The following is a 23361-nucleotide window of genomic DNA, read 5'->3' as shown; positions in this document are numbered from 1 at the left end:
GATCCCACCCCGGCCCGATTTTCATGACGCACCACCCCGACGACGGCACGTTCGCCGACGATGACCCGCCGAGCAAGACCCGGCGCAAGAAAGAAATGCAGGCGCTGCAGGACCTCGGCGAACAACTGGTGGCGCTGTCCGTCGAGCGCCTGCGCAAGGTGCCCATGCCCGAGACCCTGTTCGAGGCCGTGCGCGAAGCCCAGCGCATCACCGCGCATGGCGCGCGCCGCCGGCAGATGCAGTACATCGGCAAGCTGATGCGCAACATCGAACCGGAGCCCATCCAGGCCCAGCTGGACATCTTCAACGGCGTGTCGCGCGCCGAAATCGCCCGTCAGCATCGGCTGGAAAAGCTGCGCGAGGATCTGCTCGCCGATGAACGCGCGCTCGGCCGCGTCACCGAACTGTGGCCGCAAGCCGATCTGCAGCACCTGCGCAACCTGCGCCGCAACGCGCTGAAGGAACGCGAGCAGGCCAAGCCGCCGCGCGCCTACCGCGAGCTGTTCCGCGTGCTGCGCGAACTGGAGGAAGGCGGCTGCGCGCCGGTGGATGCCGCGCCCGACGAGGACCTGGCCGGGGACGAACGCGAATGAGCGAATCGATCCGCATCGGCCTGCTGTCGATCAGCGACCGCGCCTCCGACGGCACCTACGCCGACCAGGGCATCCCCGCGCTGCGCGACTGGCTGGACCGCGCGCTGCGCTCGCCGTGGCAGGGGGTGGAGCGGTTGATTCCCGACGAGCGCGCGCTGATCGAGCGCGCGCTGATCGAACTGGTGGAGGACGAAGGCTGCAACCTGGTGCTGACCACCGGCGGCACCGGCCCGGCGTTGCGCGACGTCACCCCGGAGGCCACGCTGGCCGTGGGCGACAAGGAGATGCCCGGCTTCGGCGAGGAGATGCGCCGCATCAGCCTCAACTTCGTGCCCACCGCCATCCTCTCGCGCCAGGTCGCGGTGATCCGTGGGCGCGCGCTGATCGTCAATCTGCCGGGGCAGCCCAAATCCATCCGTGAAACCCTCGAAGGGCTGCGTGCGCAAGACGGCTCGGTGCGCCACCTGGGCATCTTCGCCGCCATTCCCTACTGCGTGGATCTGATCGGCGGGCCCTACATGGAAACCGATCCGGCAGTCATCGACGCCTTCCGGCCGAAGAGCGCGCGGCGCCCGCCGAGCGCGGGCTGAGGCGGATCCGCCCGGCCGACGGCCGGGCGCTTACTTCGGCACGATGCGGATGACGCGGCCCTTGGGCGGCGTGCCCGGCAGGGGCGGGGGCGCCGCCAACTGACGGCGGCGTTCCAGTTCACGCTGCCACATGCGCGCACCGAGCAGCGCGGCCAGGGCCAGCGCGTAGAGCAAGGGTTCCAGCACGTCGGCCTTCACCAGCCACCAGAAGTGCGCCACGCCCAGGATGGCCACCACGTACGCCGAGCGGTGCAAGGCCTGCCAGCGCCGGCCACCCAGGCGGCGCATCGCGCTCTGGGTGGAAGTGGCCGCCAGCGGCAGCATCAGCACGAAGGCGGCGAAACCCACCGAGACGTAGGGGCGGTCGAGGATGTCCGCGCCGATCGCCCGCCAGTCGAACCACAGGTCCAGCCAGATCCAGTTGAGCAGGTGCGCGCAGGCCCAGGCGAAGGCGAACAGCCCCAGCATGCGGCGCAGGCGGATCAGCCAGTGCAGGCCGGTGAGGCGGCGCAGCGGGGTGACCGCCAGGCTGATCAGCAGCATGTTGAGCGCCCAGGAGCCGGTGGCGTGCTGCACCGCCTCCACCGGATTGGCGCCCAGCGCGTTGGCGAACCAGCCCCGCGCCAGCAGGACGGCCGGCAGCAGGCAGAGCAGGAACACGGCCGTCTTGATGGCCGCCAGCTGGACGGGAGAGGGGGTGGGCGGATTCATGCGGATCAGTAGTGCTTGTGCAGATCCATGCCCTGGTACAGCTGGGCGACCTGCTCGGCATAGCCGTTGAACATCAGCGTGGGGCGCCGGCGCTGTTCGCCGATGCGCCGCTCGGTGGCCTGGTTCCAGCGCGGATGGCTGACCTCGGGATTGACGTTGGCGTAGAAACCGTATTCCTGCGGGGCCTGCTTGATCCATGCGGTGGCCGGCTGTTCTTCCAGCAGGCGGAGGGTGACGATGGACTTCGCGCTCTTGAAGCCGTACTTCCACGGCACCACGATGCGTACCGGCGCGCCGTTCTGGTTGGGCAGCAGCTCGCCGTACATGCCGAAGGTGAGCAGGGTCAGCGGATGCAGCGCCTCGTCGAGGCGCAGCCCCTCGTGGTAGGGCCATTCGATCACCTGCCGGGTGTTCATGATCGCCGGATCGTAATGGGTGACGAATTCCACGTACTTCGCGCTGCCCAGCGGCTCCACCGCCTTCAGCAGCGCGGCCAGCGGATAGCCGGCCCAGGGGATGACCATGGACCACGCCTCCACGCAGCGCAGCCGGTAGATGCGCTCTTCCATCGGCGCCAGCTTCAGCAGTTCCTCGATGCCGAATTCGCGCGGCTTGCATACCAGCCCTTCGACCCGCAGCGTCCACGGGCGCACCTGCATGCGGTGGGCGTTGCGCTCCGGCCCGCTCTTGGTGACGCCGAACTCGTAGAAGTTGTTGTAGCTGATCGCCGATTCCAGCTTGGTGAGCGGCTCGCCGATGCTGAACGGGCCGGGCACGGTGCGCGGCAGTGCATCGGCGGCGCGCGCCGGTGCGGGCAGGCCGTGCCACAGCGCGGCGCCTGCGGCCAGGCCGAGACCGGCGCGGCGGATGAATTCGCGGCGGCCTTCGAACAGTTCGCGTGCGGTGATTTCCGAGGGGGCGATGTCGGCGGGGCGGCGGATCAGCATGGCGGGTGGGGGGGGCGAAACGGACGCTGGAAGGATTCGGACAGCGTAGCAGGCGGCGGGTTTCGCCGCCGATTGGATTCGGCTATCGGGTGGATAGTCCGCCGCGCCATGGTATCGGCACACCGCCGGGCGTGGCGAGCCTGCTAGAATCGTCCGTTCCTCTTCGTATCCGTGCTCAGAGCATTGCCATGTCCGCCTCGGTCAAGATCCACATCGACGACGTCCGCATCCAGGAAATCAAGGAACTGGTCCCGCCTTCCCATGTGCTGCGCGAGTTTCCCGCCACGCAGAAGGCCGCCGAGGTGGCGTACGAGGCGCGCCAGGGCATCCACCGCATTCTGTTCGGCGCCGACGACCGGCTGCTGGTGGTCATCGGCCCGTGCTCCATCCACGATCCGGTGGCCGCGCTGGACTACGCCGAGCGCCTGAAGGCCGAGGCCGACCGCCTCAGGGAAGACCTGCTGATCGTCATGCGCGTGTACTTCGAGAAACCGCGCACCACGGTGGGCTGGAAGGGGCTGATCAACGATCCGCAGCTGGACGGCAGCTTCCGCATCAACGAAGGCGTGCGCCTGGCGCGCAAGCTGCTGTGGGAGATCAATGAGACCGGCCTGCCGGCGGGCACCGAGTTCCTCGACATGATCACCCCGCAGTACATCGCCGACCTGATCGCCTGGGGGGCGATCGGCGCGCGCACCACGGAAAGCCAGGTGCACCGCGAGCTGGCTTCCGGGCTGTCCTGCCCGGTGGGCTTCAAGAACGGCACCGACGGCAACGTCCGGATCGCCATCGACGCCATCAAGGCCGCGCAGGCGCCGCACCACTTCCTTTCGGTGACCAAGGCCGGGCATTCTGCCATCGTGTCCACGCGCGGCAACGAGGACTGCCACGTCATCCTGCGCGGCGGCAAGGCGCCCAACTACGACGCCGCCAGCGTCGACGCGGCGTGCAAGGAACTGGCCGCCGCCGGTGTGCCGGGCAAGGTGATGATCGACTTCTCGCACGCCAACTCCAGCAAGCAGCACCGCCGCCAGATCGACGTGGCGCGCGACGTGGGCGGGCAGATGAGCGCGGGCGACGACCGGGTGATCGGCGTGATGATCGAGTCGCACATCCACGAAGGCCGCCAGGATCTGGTGCCGGGCTGTGAGCTGGAATACGGCAAGAGCATCACCGACGCCTGCATCGGCTGGGAAGACAGCGTGGCGGTGCTCGACGTGCTGGCCGAGGCCGTGCGTGCGCGCCGCGTCAAGCTCGCGGCCAGCAGCCTGGAATGATGCCCGCGCGCATGCGCTGAAACGCAGGGGGCCGGATGGCCCCCTGCGTGTTTCCGGCGTCCCTTCCTGCCGCGCGTCAGCCCGCGCGCGCAGCGGAATCGCGGCGCGGCAGCTGCACGGCCTGGTATTCCAGGAATTCCTCCAGGCCATACACGCCGCCCTCGCGCCCCAGGCCGGACAGGCCGAAGCCGCCGAACGGGGCGAGCGGGTTGAAGGGCGCGCCGTTGAGGTCCACCTGGCCGGCGCGCAGGCGCCGCGCCACGGCCAGCGCGTGTTCGTCGTCGGCGGCCCACACCGCGCCGGCCAGCCCGTAGGGCGTGGCGTTGGCGATGCGGATGGCGTCCTCCTCGCCGTCGTGCGGCAGCACCACCAGCACCGGGCCGAAGATCTCCTCGCGCGCCACGGTGGCTGCGGGGTCGGCACACAGCAATACGGTGGGCGCGACGAAGTAGCCGGTTTCCAGCCCGGCGGGCGCCTCGGCGCCGCCGCACACCAGCCGCGCACCTTCCGCGATGCCCTGGCGGATGAGCGCACGCACGCGTTCGCGCTGCGCCGCGCTGACCAGCGGGCCGAGCTGGCTGCCGTCTTCCAGCGCGGGGCCGAGGCGCAGGCGCGCCATGGCCTCGGCGGCCAGCGCGGCGGCTTCCTCGGCGCGGGCGCGCGGTACCACCAGGCGGGTGTGCGCGGAGCAGGCCTGCCCGGAGTTGAGCAGGCAGCTGGATACCGTGCCCTTCACCGCCGTTGGCAGATCGGCACCGTCGAGCACCACGGCGGCGGATTTGCCGCCCAGTTCCAGCGCCACCTTCTTCACCGTGGCGGCGGCCAGTTCGGCCACCCGCCGGCCGGCGCGCGTGGAGCCGGTGAAGGAGAGCATGTCCACGTCCGCATCGCCGGCCAGCGCTTCGCCGACCTCCGGGCCGTAGCCGCTGACCAGGTTGAACACGCCCGCCGGCAGGCCGGCCTCGTCGATCGCCCCGGCGAGCAGGAAGGCGTTGAGCGGGGCCACTTCGGAGGGCTTGAGCACCACCGTGCAGCCGGCCAGCAACGCGGGCGCGAGCTTGAGGGTGATCTGGTGCAGCGGGAAGTTCCACGGGGTGATCGCGCCCACCACGCCGGCCGGCTGGCGCAGCACCAGGGAGTGGCCGACGCGGCGCTCCCATTCGAAACCTTCGGCCATGGCGGCGTACTGCTGCCACTGCCGCAGCGGCCCGCCGACCTGCACGCGGGCGGCCATCCTGCGCGGCATGCCGACCTCGCGCGCGATGGTGTCGGTGAGGGCCTCGGCGCGCGCTTCCAGCGCCGTGGCGATGCGCGCGAGCGCTGCGCCGCGTTCGGCCGGCGGGGTGCGCGACCAGCCGTCGAAGGCCGCGCGCGCGGCAGCCACGGCGGCGCGCGCATCCACGGCGCCGGCGGCCGGCACGCTGGCGAAGGGGGTGGCGCTGCTCGGGTCGATGACCTCGATGCGTTCGGCGGTGGACGCTTCGGTCCAGCGGCCGCTGATGTAGAGCCGGGTGTGCTCGGTCATGCTCGTCTCCTCCGTATGCTTGTCCGCCGATTCTAGCCGGAGCGTGGACAGGCTTTAACATGCGTGCTCCACGCTGCGCCGTCCGTATTCCCACGCCCTCCGTTCATGCCGCCACCGACCGCCGAAAAAGCTTCCGTCTGGAACGTGTTCCTGATCTTCCTGCGCCTGGGGCTGACCTCGTTCGGCGGGCCGGTGGCCCATCTGGGCTATTTCCGCGCCGAGTTCGTCGCCCGCCGGCGCTGGCTGAGCGAGGCGCGCTATGCCGAGCTGGTGGCGCTGTGCCAGTTCCTGCCGGGGCCGGCGAGCAGCCAGGTGGGCATGGCGCTGGGCCTGGGGCGGGCGGGCCACCTCGGTGCGCTGGCGGCCTGGGCGGGATTCACGCTGCCTTCCGCGCTGGCGCTGATCCTGCTCGCACGCGGGCTGGAGGTGTACGCCGGTGCGGTGCCGGCCGGCGTGCTGCACGGCCTCAAGCTGGCGGTGGTGGCCGTGGTGGCGCAGGCCGTCTGGGGCATGTCGCGCAGCTTGTGCCCGGATGGGCCGCGCGCCGCGCTGGCGCTGGTTGCGGCGGGCGCGGTGCTGACGCTGCCCGGCGCGCCCGCGCAGGTCGGGGTGATCTGCATCGCCGGCGCGCTGGGCGCGCTGCGCGCACCGGGGGCACCCGGGCCAGCACACGCAGGCACGGCGCTGCAGGGCGGTGGGGCGGGCTGGCGCTGGCTGGGCGTGTTCTTCGCGCTGCTCGCCGGTCTGCCGGTGCTGGCGTTCTGGCTGCCGTGGCAGCCGCTGGCCATGTTCGATGCGTTCTACCGCGCCGGCGCGCTGGTGTTCGGCGGCGGGCACGTGGTGCTGCCGCTGCTCGAATCGGCGGTGGTGGGCACGGGCTGGGTGAGTGCCGATACCTTCCTGGCCGGCTACGGCGCGGCGCAGGCGGTGCCGGGGCCGTTGTTCACCTTCGCGGCCTTCCTCGGTGCGGCCAGCGCCGGTCCGGCGGGCGGCTGGCCGGGCGGGCTGTTGTGCGTGGCGGCGATCTTTCTGCCGTCCTTCCTGCTGGTGGCCGGCGTGCTGCCGTTCTGGGAGCGCCTGCGCGCCGTGCCGCGCGCGCAGGGCGCGCTGCGCGCGGTCAATGCGGCGGTGGTCGGGCTGCTGCTGGCGGCGTTCTACGACCCGGTGTGGAGCGGGGCGATACACGGCGTGCGCGACTTCTGCGTGGCCCTGGTGGCGCTGGCGGCCCTGCAGTGGGGCAGGGTGCCGCCGTGGCTGGTGGTCGGAGCCTGCGCGCTGGCGGGCTGGGTGCTTACTTCCTGAACTCGCGGTGGCAGTCGCGGCAGCTGTCGTAGACCGCCTGGTAGGTTTCCCGCGCGCGCGCTTCGTCGTGCGCGGCGGCAGCTTCGGCAAGCCGTTCCACGGCCAGGAGGAAGCGCTGGCGTTCGCGCTCGAAATCGTCCGGGCGGGACCATACGATGCCCTTCGAGCGGCTCGGCGGGTAGTCGGTGTCCGGGCCGAAGTAGCCCCACGGGCGCTCGCTCAGCGCCAGCAGGCGTTCCGCATGGGGGGCGAACGCTTCGGCACGGTAATCCCCTTCGCGCAGCATCACGCCCATCGGCTCGAAATCGCGCAGGATCTCCTTGAAGGCTTCCTGGCGGTGCTTGACCGGCTGGCCGGGGCGGGTGTCTTCCACCGGGCCGCAGGCGGCGAGCAGGGTGGCCAGCAGGGCGGGCGGGAGCAGGCGGTGCGGGAGCGTGCGCGGTCGGGGCATGCGGGGATTCCTTGGCTGGGATTGGATGGGGCGCGGCCGGTGGCGCCGGCGCGCGCCCATATGGTCCGCGCGCGGGCGCGGAAGTTCCGCCTTTCGCGGCGAGGGCGGGGCCGGTATGGTAGCGCCATGAGCGATATCGACAACCCGGTCTTTTCCCCCACCACCGGCCTGCCCGGGCTGGACGAGGTGCTGAGCGGGGTGGCGCCCGGCGACAACATCGTCTGGCAGATCCAGGATCTGGACGAATACCGCGCGCTGGTGCGCCCCTATGCGGAGGCCGCGCGCCGCCAGGGCCGGACGCTGATCTATTTCCGTTTCGCCGCGCATGCGCCGCTGCTCGACGAGGACGGCGCGCAGGTCCATCACCCGCGCCCCGGCGACGGTTTCGATGCCTTCGTCGATCAGGTGCACAGCGTGATCGAGGCCACCGGCGTGGAGGCCATGTACGTGTTCGACTGCCTGTCGGATCTGGCCGAGGCCTGGGGCTCGGACCGCATGATGGGCAACTTCTTCCGGCTGACCTGCCCGCGCCTGTTCGACCTGCACACGGTGACCTATTTCGCCATGCTGCGCCACGTGCATTCCCGCCAGGCGCGCGCGATGATCGCCGAGACCACGCAGTTCCTGCTCGACGTGTTCGCCTGCCGGGGGCGCGTGTACATCCGCCCGCTGAAGGTGCAGCACCGCTCGGCGGCGGCGATGGACCTGATCCACGCCTGGGAGCCGGGCGAGCGCTTCCGCCCGGTGGCCGACAGCGGCACGGTGGCGGAGATTCTCGCCGCCTCGGGCTGGCAGGGGCTGGAGGAGCGCATGCCGGGCGGGCACTGGCAGCGCCATTTCGCCGCCGCGCGCGTGCTGCTCGCGCGGCGCCGGCAAGGCCACGCCGATCCCTCGGCGGAGGCGGAACGGTTCGCCCGGCTGGCCGGCATGCTGTTCCCCGACGACGCCAGCATGCGCCGGCTGATCGATGCCTACCTCACCCTGGACGACCTGCTGGCGGTGCGCGAACGCATGATCGGCATCGGTTCGATCGGCGGCAAGGCCCTCGGCATGCTGCTCGCGCGTGCCATCCTGCGACGCGACGCGCCGGCGCTGCACGCGCGCCTGGAGGCGCACGATTCGTTCTACGTCGGCACGGTGGTGTTCGACACCTTCCTGGTGTGGAACCGGGTGTGGTGGCTGCGCCGCCGCCAGCGCGATCCGGCGCATTTCCTCGAAGGGCTGGATGAGGCGCGCGAGCGCATCCTCGCCGGCACCTTCCCGGCGGCCACGCTGCGCCAGTTCGAGGGCATGCTGGATTACTTCGGCGAGTGGCCGTACATCGTGCGCTCCAGCTCGCGCCTGGAAGACCGCTACGGCAACGCCTTCGCCGGCCAGTACGACAGCGTGTTCTGCTTCAACCGGGGCCCGCGCGAGACGCGCCTGGCCGAACTGCTGGACGCGGTGCGCCGGGTGTATGCCAGTACCTTGTCGGAAGGCGCGCTGCGCTACCGCCAGCGCCGCGGGCTGCTCGGCGAGGAAGAACAGATGGCGCTGCTCATCATGCGCGTGTCGGGCACCGCCGGCGGGCGCTACTTCCATCCGCACGGCGCCGGCGTGGGCCTGTCGATGAATCCGTATCCGTGGAATCCGGCCATCGACCGCCATGCCGGGGTGGTGCGCCTGGTGGCCGGGCTGGGCACGCGCGCGGTGGACCGCGCGGACGACGACTACACCCGCCTGGTGGCGCTCAACGCGCCCGCGCTGCGCCCGGAAACTGGCTTCGGCGAGATCGCCCGCCACGCGCAGCGCCGCATGGACGCGCTGGACCTGGAGCGCGGCGAACTGGTCAGCGCGCCCTTCGAGCTCATCGTGGCCGGGCGCGCGGATTTTCCGATGGCGCTGTTCACCACCCGCGAGGAGGCGGACCGCCCGCCCTTCCTGACCTTCGACGGCCTGCTCGGCGGCACCCCGTTCGCCGCCGATCTGCGCGCGCTGCTGGCCTGCCTGCACGCGGCCTACGTGCACGCGGTGGAAATCGAATTCGCGCTCAACGTGGGCGGGGACGGCGACTACCGCATCAACCTGCTGCAATGCCGCCCGCTGCAGGCGCGTGCCCCGGACGGCGAGGCCGTCGAGCCGCCGGCCGGCGCCCCGCGCGTGCTGGAGGCCGCCGGCGCGGTGATCGGCCCTTCGCGGGTGATCCACCCGCGCCGCGTGGTGCTGGTCTCGCCGGCGGCCTTCGCCCCGCTGCGCACCGCCGAGCGCCTGGAGGTGACCCGCCTGGTGGGGCGCATCAACCAGCTCAGTGCCGGGCTGGACCTGCTGTTGCTCGGCCCTGGGCGCTGGGGCTCGCGCGACCCCTTCCTCGGCCTGCCGGTGGTGTTCAACGAGATCAACCACGTCGCCGCGCTGGGCGAGATCGCCGCCATGCACGCGCATCTGGTGCCGGACGTGTCGCTCGGCACGCACTTCCTCAACGAACTGATCGAGGCCGAGATGCTGTACTTCGCGCTGTTCCCGCAGCGCGTCGGCAACCGTCTGGACGAGGATGCCCTGCTTGCACGGCCCAACGTGCTGGCGGCGCTGCTGCCGGAGGCAGCGCGCTGGGCGGAGGTGCTGCGGGTGATCGACGTGGCCGAGGGCGAACTCAGCCTGTACGCCGACGCGGAAAACCAGCGTGTGACGCTGGTGGGCGCCGCCGCGAGCGGACCGCCTACGGCGAAACGATGACGATGACCACGCGGCGGTTCTGCTGACGGCCTTCGGTGCTCTGGTTGTCGGCGATCGGCATGCTGCTGCCCAGGCCGCGCGCGTTCAGGCGCTCGCGCGGAAAGCCGGCATCGGCCAGCGCATCGGCCACGCTGGCGGCGCGCTGGAGCGAGAGCTGGTCGTTGTGGGCGGGCGTGCCGGTGTCGTCGGTGTGGCCATCCACGCGCACGCTGGAAATATCCAGGCGGACCAGCAGGCGGCCGATGCGCTCGACCGCCACGCGCGCCTGCGGCGCCAGCATGGCTTCGTCGGAACCGAACAGCAGGCGGTCGGAGGTGCTGAACTCCATGCCGTCGTCGCCGGGCTCGAAGCCTTCCGCGCGCAATGCGGCGATCTGTTCTGTGCTCAGCCCGGCGGATGCCTGGGGGGGATTGCTCTGGCAGCCGGCGAGCGCCAGTGCGGCCAGGCAGACGGCCACGAGGGCGATGAACGGGTGGAGGCGGGGTCGATGGGTGATCATGAAACGGAATCTCCAAGGGTCGGGCGGATCGGTTCGGCGACGCGGAAGTCGTTGCGCCCGCCCTGCTTGACGCGGTACATGGCCGTGTCGGCGGCGCGCACCAGACTGGCGGCGTCTTCCCCGTGACGGGGGTAGAGGGCGATGCCGATGCTCAGGGTGGTATTCACCAGGCGGCCGCCTGGCAGTGCGATGGGGTTGCGCATGGCGCACAGGATGTCGCCGGCCACGCGGCTGGCCTGCTCGCCGTCGGTGAACGGACCGAGCACCACGGCGAATTCGTCGCCACCCAGGCGGGCGATCAGGTCGTTGTCGCGCACCTGCGCGCGCAGGCGGTGGGCGGTGACGCGCAGCACTTCGTCGCCGGCCTCGTGGCCGAGTTCGTCGTTGATCGTCTTGAAGTCGTCGCCGTCGATGAACAGCACGGCCAGCCTGCCGTTTTCGAGGCTGGCGGCGAGCAGGCGCTCCTCGAGTTCCTGCTGGAAGCGGCGGCGGTTGGCCAGTCCGGTGAGCGGATCGTGGCGCGCCAGATATTCGAGCGATTCGCTCTCCTGGCGCAGCTGCGCCTGCCAGCGCTCCAGTTCGGCGAGCAGGGCGTTGAAATCGTCGCCGAGCTGCTGCAGTTCGGTGATGCCCGCGCCGCCCACGCGCACATGGAACTGGCGGGCCTGACGGGCCGCGGAAATGGTCCGTGCCAGCTCCTGCAGCGGCGCGGCGATTCTGCGGCTGGCCCGTCGCGACATGCGCAGCGCGGCCAGTCCGCTGAGTGCCACGCACAGCAGTACGCACAGCAGGCCGATGCCGATGAAGGACAGCAGGTCGCGCCCGGAGCCATGGACTTCGACGGTGCCGAGGGGCTGCCCGTGAAACTGCACCGGCGCGGTGGACGGGCCGCCCAGCGCGAAGCGCGCGAACGCCTGCTCCAGCGCGCGCAGCGCCGAGGTGGGGGCCTCCCAACTGACGAAATGGGCATTGCGGGTATCGCGCGCGTGGATCGCCGCGATCGGCTGGCTGTGGCCGAGCACGGCGAGCGCCTCGCGCGCGGCATCGCGGTCGCCGAACACCATCGGCGCCTCGACATTGTAGGCCGCCATGCGCGCGGCCAGCTGGAGGTTGTCGGAAACGTAGGCGCGCAGGCTGAACAGCGCGACCACCAGCAGCGACACGCCGACCAGCGCAATGGCGAGCAGCGTCACGCGCAGGTGTGCGCGCTGCAGCAGGTTGGCGAGGCCGGTGGGCGTGCGTGGCCGGGTCATGGCGTGGCGGACTCGCGGCGGGTGATCTGCAGCACGCGCGGATTGACGCGGATGCCGCTGCGCGCGATGGCGTCCAGGTTGAGCAGCAGGGTGGCGCCGCTGTGCGCGTCGCCCGGGCGCAGGCAGAACATGCTGCCCTCGCTGCATTCCCCGTCGGCCGTATTGATGGTCAGCACCGGCAGGTCGCCGAGCGCGCCGAGTACCTGGAGGCGCTGGGCGGGCGGGATGCCGGCGCCCAGATACAGCGCGTCGCAGGCCGAGGCCAGTTGCGGGTCGTCGAGCGAGATGTCGTGGACGTGTACCGGGCGCTGCGCCACCGTGGCCGGATGCGCGTGCAGGGCGGCGAGTTCGTCCGCACGGCCGGCGATGCACAGGCGGTAGGCATCCAGCGTGGCGGGCCAGCGCGAGTAGCCCAGGATGCCGAGCACCACGCGCGCGGCTTCGGGCTCCTGAACCTGTGCCGGGGCGTCGTCCGCGTTCGCGGGGCGCGGCGCGCCGAGCAGGGCCAGGATGGCGAGCAGGGAGAGAAGACGCTGGCGGGCGGACTGGTTCATCGGCGGATGGGAGTCGGGTGGGGGACGGAACGCAAATGGGCGATGCCGTCTCACGCTGCCCGCAGCATGCCCGAATCCTATCGGCATGGGTAGGGCGCGGGACAGAATTTAACCCCTTGGCGCGAATGAGATTTCAGCGGCTCAGCCAGCGCAGCGCATCGACCACGCAGCGGATCAGGCGGAGCCGATGCGCGGCGTAGGGTGGCTGGAACAGGCGCGCGGGCGCCCAGGCTGGCGCGCGCAGCACGGCGCGTTCGTGGGAGAAGGTTTCGAAGCCGTGGCGGCCGTGGGCCTTGCCCAGGCCGGAGTGGTTCACCCCGCCGAAGGGCAGGTTGCCGTGGGCGAAATGGCTCACGCAGTGGTTGATGCAGGCGCCGCCGGAGGTGGTGCGCGCCAGGAAGGCGTCGATTTCCGCGCGCTGCGTGCTCCACAGATAGAGGGCGAGCGGCTTGGGGCGAGCGTCGAGTTCGGCGGCGACCTCGTCGAGCGATTCGTAGGGCAGGACGGGCAGCAGCGGGCCGAAGATTTCCTCGTGCTGGATGCGCGCGTCCGCCGGGATGTGGTCGAGCAGCGTCGGGGCGACGTAGCAGGCCGCCACGTCCGTTTCGCCACCGTGCAGCACGCGCGCGCCGCGCTGCACGGCGTCGTCGAGCAGGCCGACGAGGCGCTGCGCGTGGCGCGCGTTGACGATGCGGGCGAAGTCCGCATTGGCGCGCCGGGCTTCGGCGTCCGCACCGTAGCGCGCGTCGAGCACGGCCCGGCAGCGCGCGACGAAATCGTCGCGGATGCCGGCATGCACATACACGTGGTCCGGGGCGATGCAGGTCTGCCCGGCGTTGAGGAACTTGCCCCACATCAGCGTTTCGGCGGCGTTGGCGAGGTCGGCGCCGGGCGTGACGATGGCCGGCGATTTGCCGCCCAGTTCCAGTGTGACGCTGGCCAGATGTTCGGCGGCGGCGGCCATGACCTGTTTGCCGACCGCGGGCGAACCGGTGAAGAAGATGTGCTCGAAGGGCAGTTCCAGCAGCGCGCGCGCGGTGTCCTCGGCGCCTTCGAAAAGCGCCACTTCCTCCGGCGGGAAGCTTTCCCCGATCACCCGCGCGAGCACGGCCGCCACGTGCGGGGTCATTTCCGAGGGCTTGAGGATCACCGGATCGCCGGCGGCCAGCGCGGAGATCAGCGGGCCGGCGCACAGGCTCAGCGGGTAGTTCCACGGCGCGATGATCAGCGCGCGGCCGCGCGGCTGCCACTGCACCCAGGCGCGCGTGCCCAGCATTGCCAGGGTGGGGCGCACCGCGCGCGGGCGCATCCAGCGGTGCAGATTGCGCAGCGCCAGGCGGGCTTCCTCGACCACCGGGAGGAATTCGCTGAGTTCGACCTCGGCTTCCGGTTTGCGGAAGTCGAGGCGGAAAGCTTCGTGGAATTCCGTGCGCCGCGCGAGCAGCGCGTCGAGCAGGGTACGGATGCGCGCACCGCGCTCGGCGGCGCTGGCGGTGCGCCAGCGCAGCGCGGTGGCCTGCTGGCGCTCGAACACTTCGCGCATGCGCGCGCGTTCGATTGCGCGGGTGTTCGGGGCGGAAAGATCGGGCGACATGGGGCGTTCAGGCGCGCAGCGCGGCCGGGTCGAGCACTTCGATGCCGCCCCGGTGCAGGCGCACGGCGCCCTGCGCGGCCAGTTCCTTGAGGATCTGGTTGGTGGTCTGGCGGGACAGCGCCACCATCTGCGCAAGTTCTTCCTGCGGGATGCGGATCAGCGTGCCGGGCCGGCCTTCGCCGTAGCCGTCGGCGATCATCGCCAGGCGCTGGCGGACGCGCTGCGGCGCGGGCATCAGCGCCAGGGCTTCCAGGGCGACGAAGGTCAGGCGCAGCTTGTCGGCGAGCAGCAGGGCCAGTTCGCGCCAGTGGCGCGGGTGTTCGTCGAGCAGCCCCTGCAGGGCCGCACGCGGCACGTGCAGCAGCGTGCAGGCGTCCACCGCCCAGGCGTCATGGGTGCGCGGGCCGCCGTCGAACAGGGCGATCTCGCCGAACCAGTTGGGCGGTTCCAGGTAGACCAGCAGCGCCTCCTTGCCGGATTCGGCGATGCCGCTGACGCGCAGCGCGCCATCGACCACGCAGTACAGGCCGTCGGCGGGGTCGCCGCGCGCGAACAGGCGTTGGCCGGCGGCCAGCCGGCGCGTGCGCGCGGCGCCGAGCAGGAAGCCTTGCAGCTCGGGCGAGATGCGCGAGAACCAGCGCCCGCCGGCCACACGTGCGTGCCAGGCGTCGGATTCGGCCATGGCGGTCTCCGCGGTTGCCGTGATGCGCAGAGTATGACGGAAGGCGCGCCGCGGTTCATGCTGCGGCGCACGCGGCCACGGCGCGAGGCGCCGGCCGTGGGGCAGAGGTGTGGCGATGAGGCTCATCCGGTGATGCGCCGGCCCACCGCGCGGGCGACCATGCGCAGGCGCTGGGCAAGCGGGAAGCGGCGGAAATTGGTGCGCACCGCGCCCTGGGTGAAGGCGGTGCGCTTGCTGTAGTCGATGGCCACGTCCACCACCACCGGCCGGCCCCGGGCGGCCTTGGCGCGCGCGGCGGCGATGCCGGTTTCCACTTCCGCGTCGTTGGCGATGGCGACGAAGGCCGCGCCGGTGGCGCGCGCCACGCCTTCGCAGTCGAGCGCGCCCAGCGCGGTGCACGGCTTGCGCTTGTACGGAATCTCCTGCGCCTGGGCGATCTGCGACAGTTCGCCGTCGTGGAACACGTAGCACACCAGGCCGAGGCCCAGCCGGCTGGCGGTGGCCAGTTCCATGCAGGTCATCATGAAGGCGCCGTCGCCGACGATGGCGAACACTTCCTGCGCCGGGTTGGCGAGGCGCGCGCCGATGGCCGCCGGCACGGCGTAGCCCATGGCGTTGAAGTCGGTGGGCAGGATGGCCTGGCCGCGCCCGCGCAGGGGGAACAGTTCGGCGGTGAGATAGGTGTGGTTGCCGTCGTCGACCACGGTGATGGCGTCGTCCGCCACGGTCGCGCGCAGGGCGGCGAAGAAGCGCGCCGGGTTGACCCGCCCGGCGCTGTCGTGGCGCAGCCATTCGTCCGCATAGGCGGCCTTGTCGCGCTGCAGTTGCGCGTGCAGGGCCTGGTTGTGCGGACGCGCGGCGCCGCGTGCGCGCAGTTCGGCGAGCAGCGCGCCGAGTACCGCGCGGGCGTCGCCGGGCAGGCGCACGGCGGCGGGGTAGTTGGCGTCGAACACGGCGGGGTTGATGTCCGCGTGGATCAGCGCCTCGGGCACTTCCACGCCGAAGCTGCCGGTGGCGATCTCGCCGAAGCGCGTGCCCACGGCGAGCAGGGCGTCGCAGCCGGCAAAGGCTTTGCGCGCGGCGGGCACGGCGGCGGGACCGAAGCCGAAGCCGGCATGCAGCGGATGGTCGGCATGGAAGGCGGCCAGCCCCTGCAGGGTGGTGGCCACCGGAGCCTGCAGCCATTCGGCGATGGCGCGCGTTTCCGCCTCGGCGTGGCGCGCGCCCCAGCCGACGAACAGGCCGGGGCTGCGCGCGCCGAGCAGCAGGTCGGCGGCGCGGCGGATCTGTTCCGCATCGGGCAGTGGCGGCGCGGCGGGCGCGGGCGGTTCGGGCAGGGCGTCCACCTCGCCGGGAAAGAGTTGCAGGTTCACCGGGATTTCCACGAACACCGGCCCCGGCTCGTCCGCGTTGGCGATGCGGTGGGCCTCGTACAGCGTGGGCACGATGTCGGCGTGCCGCTCGATCCTGAAGGTGGCCTTGGTGAGCGGCTTGAGGAAGGCGTGCTGGTCGATCTCGTGAAGCTGGTAGCGTTTGTCCAGATCGGTACGGATGCCGCCGCACAGCACCAGCATGGGAATGCCGTCGAGAAAGGCTTCGCCGATGCCGCTGGCGGCATGCGTGGCGCCGGCCGCGGGCACGATCACCAGCGTGCCGGTGTGGTCGCCGCAGCGGCTCACCGCGTCGGCCATGAAGGCGCCGCCGCCCTCGTGGGTGACCAGCACGGGGGTGATGTGCGCGGAGTTGTTGAGTTCGTCGTACAGCTCGGTGTTGTGCACGCCGGGAATGCCGAAGGTGTAGCGGATGCCGAGCCGTTCCAGGGCGTGTACGGCCAGCCAGGCGCCGGTCTTCTTCATGGGGGGTCTCCTGTTCAGGTGTCGCGTGCGGCCTGTTGCCCGGCGATGCGCCCGCCGAGCACGCAGCCGCCGAGGAAGGTGCCTTCCAGCGCGCGCAGGCCGTGCATGCCGCCGCCGCCGAAACCGGCCGCCTCGCCGGCGGCGTAGAGGCCGGGAATCGGCCGGCCGCCGAGGTCGAGCACGCGGCAGTCGAGATCGGTCTGGATGCCGCCCAGGCTCTTGCGGCTGATGATGAATTCGCGCACGGCGATCAGCGGGCCGGCGCGCGGGTCGAGGATCTTCTGGAATCTGCAGGTGCGGATGCGGTCGCCCTTCCAGCGCCGCAGCAGTTCGATGCGCTGGAGCTGTTCGTCGGCGTAGGGCGGGCCGCGGTCGATGGCCGCGTCGTAGGCTTCGGCGGCGGCGCGCACGGCGGTCGGGTCGACGGCGTCGTCGCCGTTGAGCGCGTTCATGCGCGCGACCAGTTCGGGCAGGGTGTCCGCAGTGACGAAGTCGAGGCACGGGCCGACCATCTGTTCGTACAGCCAGCGGTTGCCGAACAGCAGGTCGCGCAGGAAGGCGAGCGGGCGGCGCTCGCGGATCGACGGGTTGAATTCGGCGCCGGAGACGGCCAGTTCCTTCAGCGCGATGCGCCGGTTCATCAACTGCCAGGAATGCGCCGGCCGCCCCCGGCAGACCTGGGTGACCAGGTCGCGGGTGTCGAAGCCGGTGACCAGCGGGCGCGGGCCGATGCGTGCGCCGCGGGCGTCCAGCCACAGTGCGGAGCGCGGCGGCACCAGGGAGAGGCCGTGCCGGGGCTTGCGCGGGCACGGGTGGTGCACGCCGGCGGCGTAGTTCCACATGCGGTCGAGGTGGGTCACGGCGCCGCCGAGCGCGCCCACGGCGTCGTGCAGGCGGCCGTCGGCGTAGCGGTGCGAGCCGTTCAGCAGGGTGGCCGGCGGCTCGCCCCAGTCCGCATGCCAGTGGCGGCGCACGCGGTCGAGGTCGCCGTTGATGCCGCCGCTGGCGACGATGACCGCGCCGGCGTGCAGTTCGAAGGCTTCGCTGTCGTCCTCGCGCACGCCGGCCACCCCGCAGATGCGCCCGTCTCGGCTCAGCAGGCGCTCCACGCGCAGGCCGAAGCGCAGGTCGAGGCGGCCGGCGGCCACGGCGCGCAGGCGGGCGATGAGCCGGTCGGTGAGCGCCTGCCCGGTGCCCCACACCATGTGGAAGCGCGGCACGCTGTTGCCCTGAGTATCCAGGCCGCGCTCCACCCAGTTGGGCACGGGAAAGTAGCGCACGCCGGCGGCGCGCAGCCAGCCGCCCACCTCGGCGGTGCAGCGGTGCACGTAGGCTTCGGCCCAGGCGCGCGGCCAGTGCTCGTCGGCGCCGAACTGGGCGAAGGCCTGCCAGTCTTCCAGGGCAAGGACCGGGCTGTCGTGCAGGCCCTGGCGGCGTTGTTCGGGCGTGTCGACGAGAAACATGCCGCCGAAGCTCTCGCGCGCCAGCCCGCCGAGGTTCTCGGCGCGGTCGCGGTCGACGAGCAGCACGCGGCGGCCGGCGGCGAGCGCCTCGATGGCCGCGCAGATACCGGCGATGCCGCCGCCGACGATGAGGATGTCGGTGTGTTCCACGGTGTCTCCTCCGTGCTTTTGCGGAGGACGATAACGGGGTGGGGCGAGGGTGTCTGTCGCCTATCCGACACAAGGCATCGCCCCTGCGGGGCGCCCCTCTCCCCCAGCCCCTCTCCCGCGAGGGGAGAGGGGAGTTTCGGCCCCGGGATATTCCGTGGACGCTGGTTTTCTCCCTCTCCCCTCGCGGGAGAGGGTCGGGGAGAGGGGGCGACCGCTTCAGCCCGCCGACAAGGCCCGCGCCAGCACCTCGAACACCCGCTCGTCGCTGCATTGCGCCACGTTGAAGCGCAGGAAGCCGCCGGCGCGCTGGGACTGGCTGAAGGCGTTGCCGGGCGCCAGCACCACGCCGTCGCGCAGGCAGGCGCGTGCGACGTCGGCGGCGTCGATGCCTGCCGGCAGCCGGCACCAGACGAACAGGCCGGCGCGCGGCACCACCCAGGGCTCGATGCCCAGCGCGCGCAGCCGGGTGATGGTCTGCGCCATCGCCCGGGCCAGGCGCAGGCGCACGCTTTCCATGTGCTTGCGGTAGCCGCTGCCGGTCAGTGCGTCGAACAGGATGCCGGCGGACAGCTGGCTGCCGCTGAAGGTGGTGGCGATCTTGAGATCGGCGAGCGCTTCGATCCAGTCGGCGCGCGCGGCGATGTAGCCGCAGCGTAGCGCGGCGGAGAGGGTCTTGGAGAAGCTGCCGATCTGGATCACCCGCGACAGGCCGTCGAAGGCGGCCAGCCGGGGGGCCGGGTCGATCTCGAAGTCGGTGAAGATGTCGTCCTCGACGATTGCCAGGTCGGCGGCCTCGGCGAGCTTGAGCAGGCGGTGCGCGACCGGCGGCGAGAGCGCCGCGCCGGTGGGGTTGTGGAGGCCGGAGTTGGTGATGTACAGCCGTGGCGCGTGTTCGCGCAGCGCGGCCGCGAAGGCGTCGAGGTCCGGCCCGCTGGGGGTGAAGGGTACGCCCACGGCCTTGGTCCGGTGGGCGCGCAGCAGGGCGTGGAAGTTGAAGTAGCAGGGGTCGTCCACCAGCACGGTGTCGCCCGGCTGCAGCAGGAAGCGGCAGATCAGGTCGATGGCGTGGGTGCCGGATTCGGTCAGCAATATCTGCTCGGGCGCGGCTTCCACATCCGTGGCCGCCATGCGCCGGGCGAGCAACTGGCGCAGCGCGGGCAGGCCGAGCGGCGTGGCGTAGTCCGCCAGCACGCCGGCGGGCGCGCGTGCGGCCGCGCGCAGCGCGCGGCGCATGCCGGCCTCGTACATCCAGTCGGCCGGCAGCCAGCCGCAGCCGGGCATCAGCGCGGCGGCGCCGGCTTCCAGCGACTGGCGCGAGATCCACAGCGGATCGATCTCCCGGTCGAGGCGCGGGACGAGTTCCGCGAGGGCCAGCGGCGCGGCGGCCCCGGCGGCGTAGAAGCCGGAACCGGGCCGCGCGCGCAGGACGCCCTCGGCGACCAGGCGCTCGTAGGCTTCCACCACGGTGGACACCGACAGCCCCATGGCTTTGGCCTGCGCGCGCACCGAGGGCAGGCGCGTGCCGGGCGGATAGGCGCGCGAGGCGATCCGGGTGCGGACGGCCTCCATGACAGCGTCGATGCGGGTGGGGGGCTTGCTCATCGGCAGCGTTCTCGGCGAACTGTGTTGCTCAGGAAAGCATAACAGTTATCGGGAATCGTACTGCTCCGTATGTGGTGGGGCTTCCATGCGCCGTGATGTACTGCGGGGCATACGGAACGCAGGGGGGCGCATGGACAGGATGGCGAGCGGTTGGATCAACGGGCTGATCGGCGTGCTGATCTTTGCCGGCTCGCTGCCGGCCACCCGCGTGGCGGTGATGGATCTGGACCCTGTGTTCCTCACCTGCGCGCGGGCGAGCATCGCCGCCGTGGCGGGCTGGGCGCTGCTCTGGCTGCTGCGCGCGCGCCGGCCGTCGCCCGCGGACTTGCCTGCGCTCGCCGTCACGGCGCTGGGCGTGGTGGTTGGCTTTCCGCTGCTCACCGCGCTGGCGCTGCGCGAGGTGTCCTCGGCGCATTCCATCGTCTTCCTCGGCCTGCTGCCCTTGGGCACGGCCATCTTCGCCGTGCTGCGCGCGGGCGAGCGCCCGCGCCCGGCGTTCTGGGTGTTCGCGCTGCTGGGCAGCCTGTGCGTGGCGGGCTATGCGCTGCGCGGGGGCGTGGAGGCTTCCGCGCGCGGCAATCTGCTGATGCTCGGCGCCATCGTGGTGTGCGGGCTGGGCTATGCGGAGGGCGCCCGGCTGTCCCGCCGCCTGGGCGGCTGGCAGGTGATCAGCTGGGCGCTGGTGCTGGCGCTGCCGGTGATGCTGCCGCTGGGCCTGCTCAGCCTGCCGGAATCCTTCGCGCGGGTCGGCGCGCCGGCGTGGCTGGGGCTGGCCTACGTGTCGCTGTTCAGCATGCTGATCGGCTTCGTGTTCTGGTATCGCGGCCTGGCGCAGGGCGGCATCGCGGCAGTGGGGCAACTGCAGTTGCTGCAGCCGTTCCTCGGCCTTGCGCTGGCGGCCCTGCTGCTGCACGAGACGGTGAGCTGGGGGATGCTGGCCGGCACGCTGGGCGCGGTGGCCTGCGTGGCCGGGGCGCGGCGCTTCGCCAACTGAGCAGCGTCTGCCGGCGGGCGCCGGCGCACACCCTAGAGCAACCCGCCGGCAGACCGGCCGTGGCCGGCCCGCCGATGGGGGCGATTCACTCGCGGATGGTGAGCACCGGAATCGGCGAGCTGCGCACGACCTTTTCGGCGGTGGAGCCGACCAGCATCTTTTCCAGGCCGGTACGCCCGTGGGTGCCCATGACGATCAGGTCGGCATCGATCTTGATGGCTTCGCGGACGATTTCCTCGTGGGCGGTGCCGATGACGATTGCGTTGCTGGTCGCCAGGCTGGCGAAGTGGGTGTCGATGAACTTCTGCATGTCCTCGATGGCGTGGGCTTCCACGTCGCGCACGAGGATGTCGATGACCTCCGCCGGCAGGCGGTGGGCGCGGCGCTCGGTGAGTTCCGCGATCACGTGGAGCACGTGCACCCTGGCGCCGGCGAGTTTGGCCAGCGAGCTGGCGAGGTCGCAGGCGCGCGCGGCGCCGTCGGAAAAATCGGTGGCGAACAGGATGGTCTTGATCTCTGCCATGAGTGATTCCTCGTAGTTGCGGATCGGGCGGGGAGGGTCGATTTGGCTGGCGCCGGGCACGCTGGTCTCGCAGTCCCCGCCATGAATGGCGGGGACTGCGCTCGACCCGTGGCCACCATACCAGAAGCACCGCCGCCGTGCCGGCATGCATGGCGGCCGTGGCGGTCTCTTCCCTTGCAGATTCCTGTTCTCCCGGCTCCGCTGTGGCGGGTGGAGGCAGTTGCCCTGGATCAATAACGGCAATATCCGTTAGGGCTAAATTCGCCGGGTACGCCTGTCATCGGTACGACTCATTCGTTTTACATGGAGGTGCCGTGTCATGTTTCGAAATCTGGGGCTGAGAGGGCGCCTGCTCATTCTTGTTGCGGTCGCCCTGGCCGGGCTGGCCGGTCTTGCCAGCGTGCAGGCACTGCATCTGCGTACCCAACTGATCGACGATCGCAAGGCGACCCTGGTGGCGACCATAGATCTCGCCATGTCCACGGTCAAATCCTTTCAGGCCAGGGAAGACAGAGGAGAGATGACCCGGGAAGAGGCGCAGCGCCGTGCGGCCGACGTGTTGCGTGACATGCGTTTTCTCGGCAATGAGTACTTCTACGTCTATGACAGCAAGGCCATGGGGGTCATGCATCCCATACAGCCCGGCTACGTGGGGGTGAGCCACTGGGAGCGCAAGGACAAATCCGGCCAGTACGTGATACGGGCGCTGGTCGATGGCGCGCTGACAGGCAACGGTTACGTGCAAACCTGGACCGCCCGTCCCGGCAGCGATGAGCAGGTGCCCAAGCTGCATTACCTGGAGCATTTCCAGCCTTGGGACTGGGTGGTGGGAACCGGACTCTACATCGACGATCTGGACCGTACCTTCCGGGGCCAGCTGTTGAAATCCGTCATCGGCGTGCTGGTTGCCAGCCTGTTGGTGGGGGTGGCTGCGTGGGTGATCGCACGCGCCATCTTCAACCAGATCGGTGGCGAACCGTTGCTGGCGATGCGCTTGATGGAGCGTGCCAGTCAGGGCGACCTCAGCGCCGGCGTCGGCCAGGCATCCCCGGGCAGCCTGCTGGCGTCTCTGCAAACCATGATCAACGGGCTGCGCGAAATGGTGGGCGGAGTGGGCAACAGCGCCCACACGCTGATCGGCAATGCCGCGCACATTGCCGAGGCCGCGGACCAGGTGGCGATCGCCGCGCGCAACCAGTCCGATGCCACTTCGGCAATGGCGGCGGCAGTGGAGCAGATGACGGTGAGCATCAGCCACATCTCCCAAAGCGCGCAAGACACGGAGCACAGTTCTGCCACGGCGGCCGACATGGCTGAGGAAGGTGAGCACCGGGTGAGTCAGGCGGCCGATGAAATCGGCAAGATTGCCGACAGTGTCAACACTGCGGCAACGGCGATTCGTCAGCTGGAAGCGCGTGCCGAAGAAATCAGTACCGTCACGGGCGTGATTCGTGACATCGCCGCGCAGACCAACCTGCTGGCGCTCAACGCGGCCATCGAGGCCGCCCGTGCCGGTGAGCAGGGCCGTGGCTTTGCCGTGGTGGCCGATGAGGTGCGCGGCCTGGCCGAACGCACCGCCGCAGCGACCGTGCAGATTGGTGAAATGGTCGGTGCGATCCAGAACGAGACCGGTTCCGCGGTCTCCGCCATGGATGCAGTGCTGCCCAAGGTGGAGCACGGTGTCGGTCTGGCGCATGATGCGGCAGGATCGCTGCGGGCGATCCGCGAGGGGGCTGCGGTCACGCTGGAGCGCATCCGTGACGTCGCGTTGGCCACCCGGGAGCAGAGTGCTGCGAGCACCGCCATCGCCCAGCAGGTGGAGAGTATCGCCCAGATGGTGGAAGAGACCAGCGCTGCCATGGCCAGCACCGCGGATTCCGCCAAGTCCGCCGAGCGGGTGGCGGATGAGCTCAATGGCATGGTGGAGCGCTTCCGTTGCTGAGCGGGGATCGGGACGGGCTCTGAGGGGGAGGTAGGCAGGTATCCATGCGGCCAGACGGCTACACAGACCCACGCGATCCGCCGCGGATAGTGTGAACACGCCCTAGTCATTGGCACTTTTGGCGAATTGCCCGATCATCCC

Annotated in this window: 20 protein-coding genes; 7 read left to right on the top strand and 13 right to left on the bottom strand. The window is 71.0% G+C overall.

What is annotated here, in order from left to right; genetic code table 11:
* Positions 1-23: 23 nt before the first annotated feature.
* Both yjgA and mog read left to right on the top strand, forming a co-directional pair.
* Positions 24-593, top strand: a complete 570-nt coding sequence (yjgA, locus tag E6C76_RS18555; protein WP_136349746.1) for a ribosome biogenesis factor YjgA — start codon at positions 24-26, stop codon at positions 591-593.
* The gene (mog, locus tag E6C76_RS18550) at positions 590-1183 is read left to right on the top strand and encodes a molybdopterin adenylyltransferase (protein WP_136349745.1); all 594 of its coding nucleotides are present in this window, start codon (positions 590-592) and stop codon (positions 1181-1183) included. Before yjgA ends, mog begins: the two co-directional genes overlap by 4 nt.
* A 30-nt stretch (positions 1184-1213) precedes the next feature.
* Here the strand turns inward: mog and E6C76_RS18545 are convergent, their stop codons facing one another.
* Both E6C76_RS18545 and msrP read right to left on the bottom strand, forming a co-directional pair.
* The gene (locus E6C76_RS18545) at positions 1214-1894 is read right to left on the bottom strand and encodes a protein-methionine-sulfoxide reductase heme-binding subunit MsrQ (RefSeq protein ID WP_136349744.1); all 681 of its coding nucleotides are present in this window, start codon (positions 1892-1894) and stop codon (positions 1214-1216) included.
* 5 nt (positions 1895-1899) lie between these two features.
* The gene (gene msrP, locus E6C76_RS18540) at positions 1900-2841 is read right to left on the bottom strand and encodes a protein-methionine-sulfoxide reductase catalytic subunit MsrP (protein WP_136349743.1); all 942 of its coding nucleotides are present in this window, start codon (positions 2839-2841) and stop codon (positions 1900-1902) included.
* Positions 2842-3029: 188 nt separating this feature from the next.
* Here msrP and aroG point away from each other — a divergent pair, with 188 nt between their 5' ends.
* On the top strand, positions 3030-4118 hold the full coding sequence (gene aroG / locus E6C76_RS18535; RefSeq protein ID WP_136349742.1) for a 3-deoxy-7-phosphoheptulonate synthase AroG: 1089 nt from the start codon (positions 3030-3032) through the stop codon (positions 4116-4118).
* A gap of 76 nt (positions 4119-4194) precedes the next feature.
* Here aroG and E6C76_RS18530 read toward each other — a convergent pair whose 3' ends face one another.
* Positions 4195-5643 (bottom strand): aldehyde dehydrogenase family protein, encoded by a 1449-nt coding sequence (locus E6C76_RS18530; protein WP_136349741.1) that lies wholly within the window; start codon positions 5641-5643, stop codon positions 4195-4197.
* Positions 5644-5748: 105 nt separating this feature from the next.
* On the opposite strand from E6C76_RS18530, the gene chrA reads away from it, so the two are divergent.
* A complete protein-coding gene (gene chrA, locus E6C76_RS18525; protein ID WP_136349740.1) occupies positions 5749-6945 on the top strand; it encodes a chromate efflux transporter in 1197 nt (398 codons plus the stop codon).
* On the opposite strand, the gene E6C76_RS18520 is transcribed toward chrA, so the two are convergent.
* On the bottom strand, positions 6935-7396 hold the full coding sequence (locus tag E6C76_RS18520; RefSeq protein ID WP_136349739.1) for a c-type cytochrome: 462 nt from the start codon (positions 7394-7396) through the stop codon (positions 6935-6937). The genes chrA and E6C76_RS18520 overlap by 11 nt on opposite strands.
* Before the next feature lie 126 nt (positions 7397-7522).
* On the opposite strand from E6C76_RS18520, the gene E6C76_RS18515 reads away from it, so the two are divergent.
* Positions 7523-10108: a PEP/pyruvate-binding domain-containing protein gene (locus tag E6C76_RS18515; protein ID WP_136349738.1), complete on the top strand. Its 2586-nt coding sequence runs from the start codon at positions 7523-7525 to the stop codon at positions 10106-10108.
* Here the strand turns inward: E6C76_RS18515 and E6C76_RS18510 are convergent.
* The 8 genes from E6C76_RS18510 to E6C76_RS18475 all read right to left on the bottom strand — a co-directional run bounded on the left by E6C76_RS18510 (position 10092) and on the right by E6C76_RS18475 (position 19761).
* Positions 10092-10607: an OmpA family protein gene (locus tag E6C76_RS18510; protein WP_136349737.1), complete on the bottom strand. Its 516-nt coding sequence runs from the start codon at positions 10605-10607 to the stop codon at positions 10092-10094. The two genes, E6C76_RS18515 and E6C76_RS18510, sit on opposite strands and share 17 nt — an antisense overlap.
* Entirely contained in the window at positions 10604-11860 is a 1257-nt protein-coding gene (locus tag E6C76_RS18505) for a sensor domain-containing diguanylate cyclase (RefSeq protein ID WP_136349736.1), read from the bottom strand. Before E6C76_RS18505 ends, E6C76_RS18510 begins: the two co-directional genes overlap by 4 nt.
* Positions 11857-12414 carry a YfiR family protein gene (locus E6C76_RS18500; protein ID WP_168734380.1) on the bottom strand — a complete coding sequence of 186 codons (558 nt, stop codon included), beginning with the start codon at positions 12412-12414 and terminating at the stop codon, positions 11857-11859. Before E6C76_RS18500 ends, E6C76_RS18505 begins: the two co-directional genes overlap by 4 nt.
* A 133-nt stretch (positions 12415-12547) precedes the next feature.
* The gene (locus E6C76_RS18495) at positions 12548-14008 is read right to left on the bottom strand and encodes an aldehyde dehydrogenase family protein (protein ID WP_136349734.1); all 1461 of its coding nucleotides are present in this window, start codon (positions 14006-14008) and stop codon (positions 12548-12550) included.
* Between the two features lie 7 nt (positions 14009-14015).
* Positions 14016-14690, bottom strand: a complete 675-nt coding sequence (locus E6C76_RS18490) for a Crp/Fnr family transcriptional regulator (RefSeq protein WP_136349733.1) — start codon at positions 14688-14690, stop codon at positions 14016-14018.
* 122 nt (positions 14691-14812) lie between these two features.
* Positions 14813-16546: a thiamine pyrophosphate-binding protein gene (locus E6C76_RS18485; RefSeq protein WP_136349732.1), complete on the bottom strand. Its 1734-nt coding sequence runs from the start codon at positions 16544-16546 to the stop codon at positions 14813-14815.
* Between the two features lie 14 nt (positions 16547-16560).
* On the bottom strand, positions 16561-18159 hold the full coding sequence (locus E6C76_RS18480; protein WP_136349731.1) for an FAD-binding dehydrogenase: 1599 nt from the start codon (positions 18157-18159) through the stop codon (positions 16561-16563).
* A 216-nt stretch (positions 18160-18375) separates the two neighbouring features.
* Positions 18376-19761, bottom strand: a complete 1386-nt coding sequence (locus E6C76_RS18475) for an aminotransferase-like domain-containing protein (RefSeq protein ID WP_136349730.1) — start codon at positions 19759-19761, stop codon at positions 18376-18378.
* 130 nt (positions 19762-19891) lie between these two features.
* Between E6C76_RS18475 and E6C76_RS18470 the strand changes: the two genes are divergently transcribed.
* Positions 19892-20755, top strand: a complete 864-nt coding sequence (locus E6C76_RS18470) for a DMT family transporter (RefSeq protein WP_136349729.1) — start codon at positions 19892-19894, stop codon at positions 20753-20755.
* An 85-nt stretch (positions 20756-20840) separates the two neighbouring features.
* Here E6C76_RS18470 and E6C76_RS18465 read toward each other — a convergent pair whose 3' ends face one another.
* The gene (locus E6C76_RS18465; RefSeq protein WP_136349728.1) at positions 20841-21278 is read right to left on the bottom strand and encodes a universal stress protein; all 438 of its coding nucleotides are present in this window, start codon (positions 21276-21278) and stop codon (positions 20841-20843) included.
* Between the two features lie 319 nt (positions 21279-21597).
* On the opposite strand from E6C76_RS18465, the gene E6C76_RS18460 reads away from it, so the two are divergent.
* On the top strand, positions 21598-23220 hold the full coding sequence (locus E6C76_RS18460) for a methyl-accepting chemotaxis protein (protein WP_136349727.1): 1623 nt from the start codon (positions 21598-21600) through the stop codon (positions 23218-23220).
* Positions 23221-23361: the final 141 nt, after the last annotated feature.

Origin of the sequence: Pseudothauera nasutitermitis, assembly GCF_004801295.1 — a bacterium.
GTDB lineage: Bacteria > Pseudomonadota > Gammaproteobacteria > Burkholderiales > Rhodocyclaceae > Pseudothauera > Pseudothauera nasutitermitis.
Note: the sequence above shows the minus strand (reverse complement) of the source record. Positions and strands in the feature narration are given on the sequence as shown.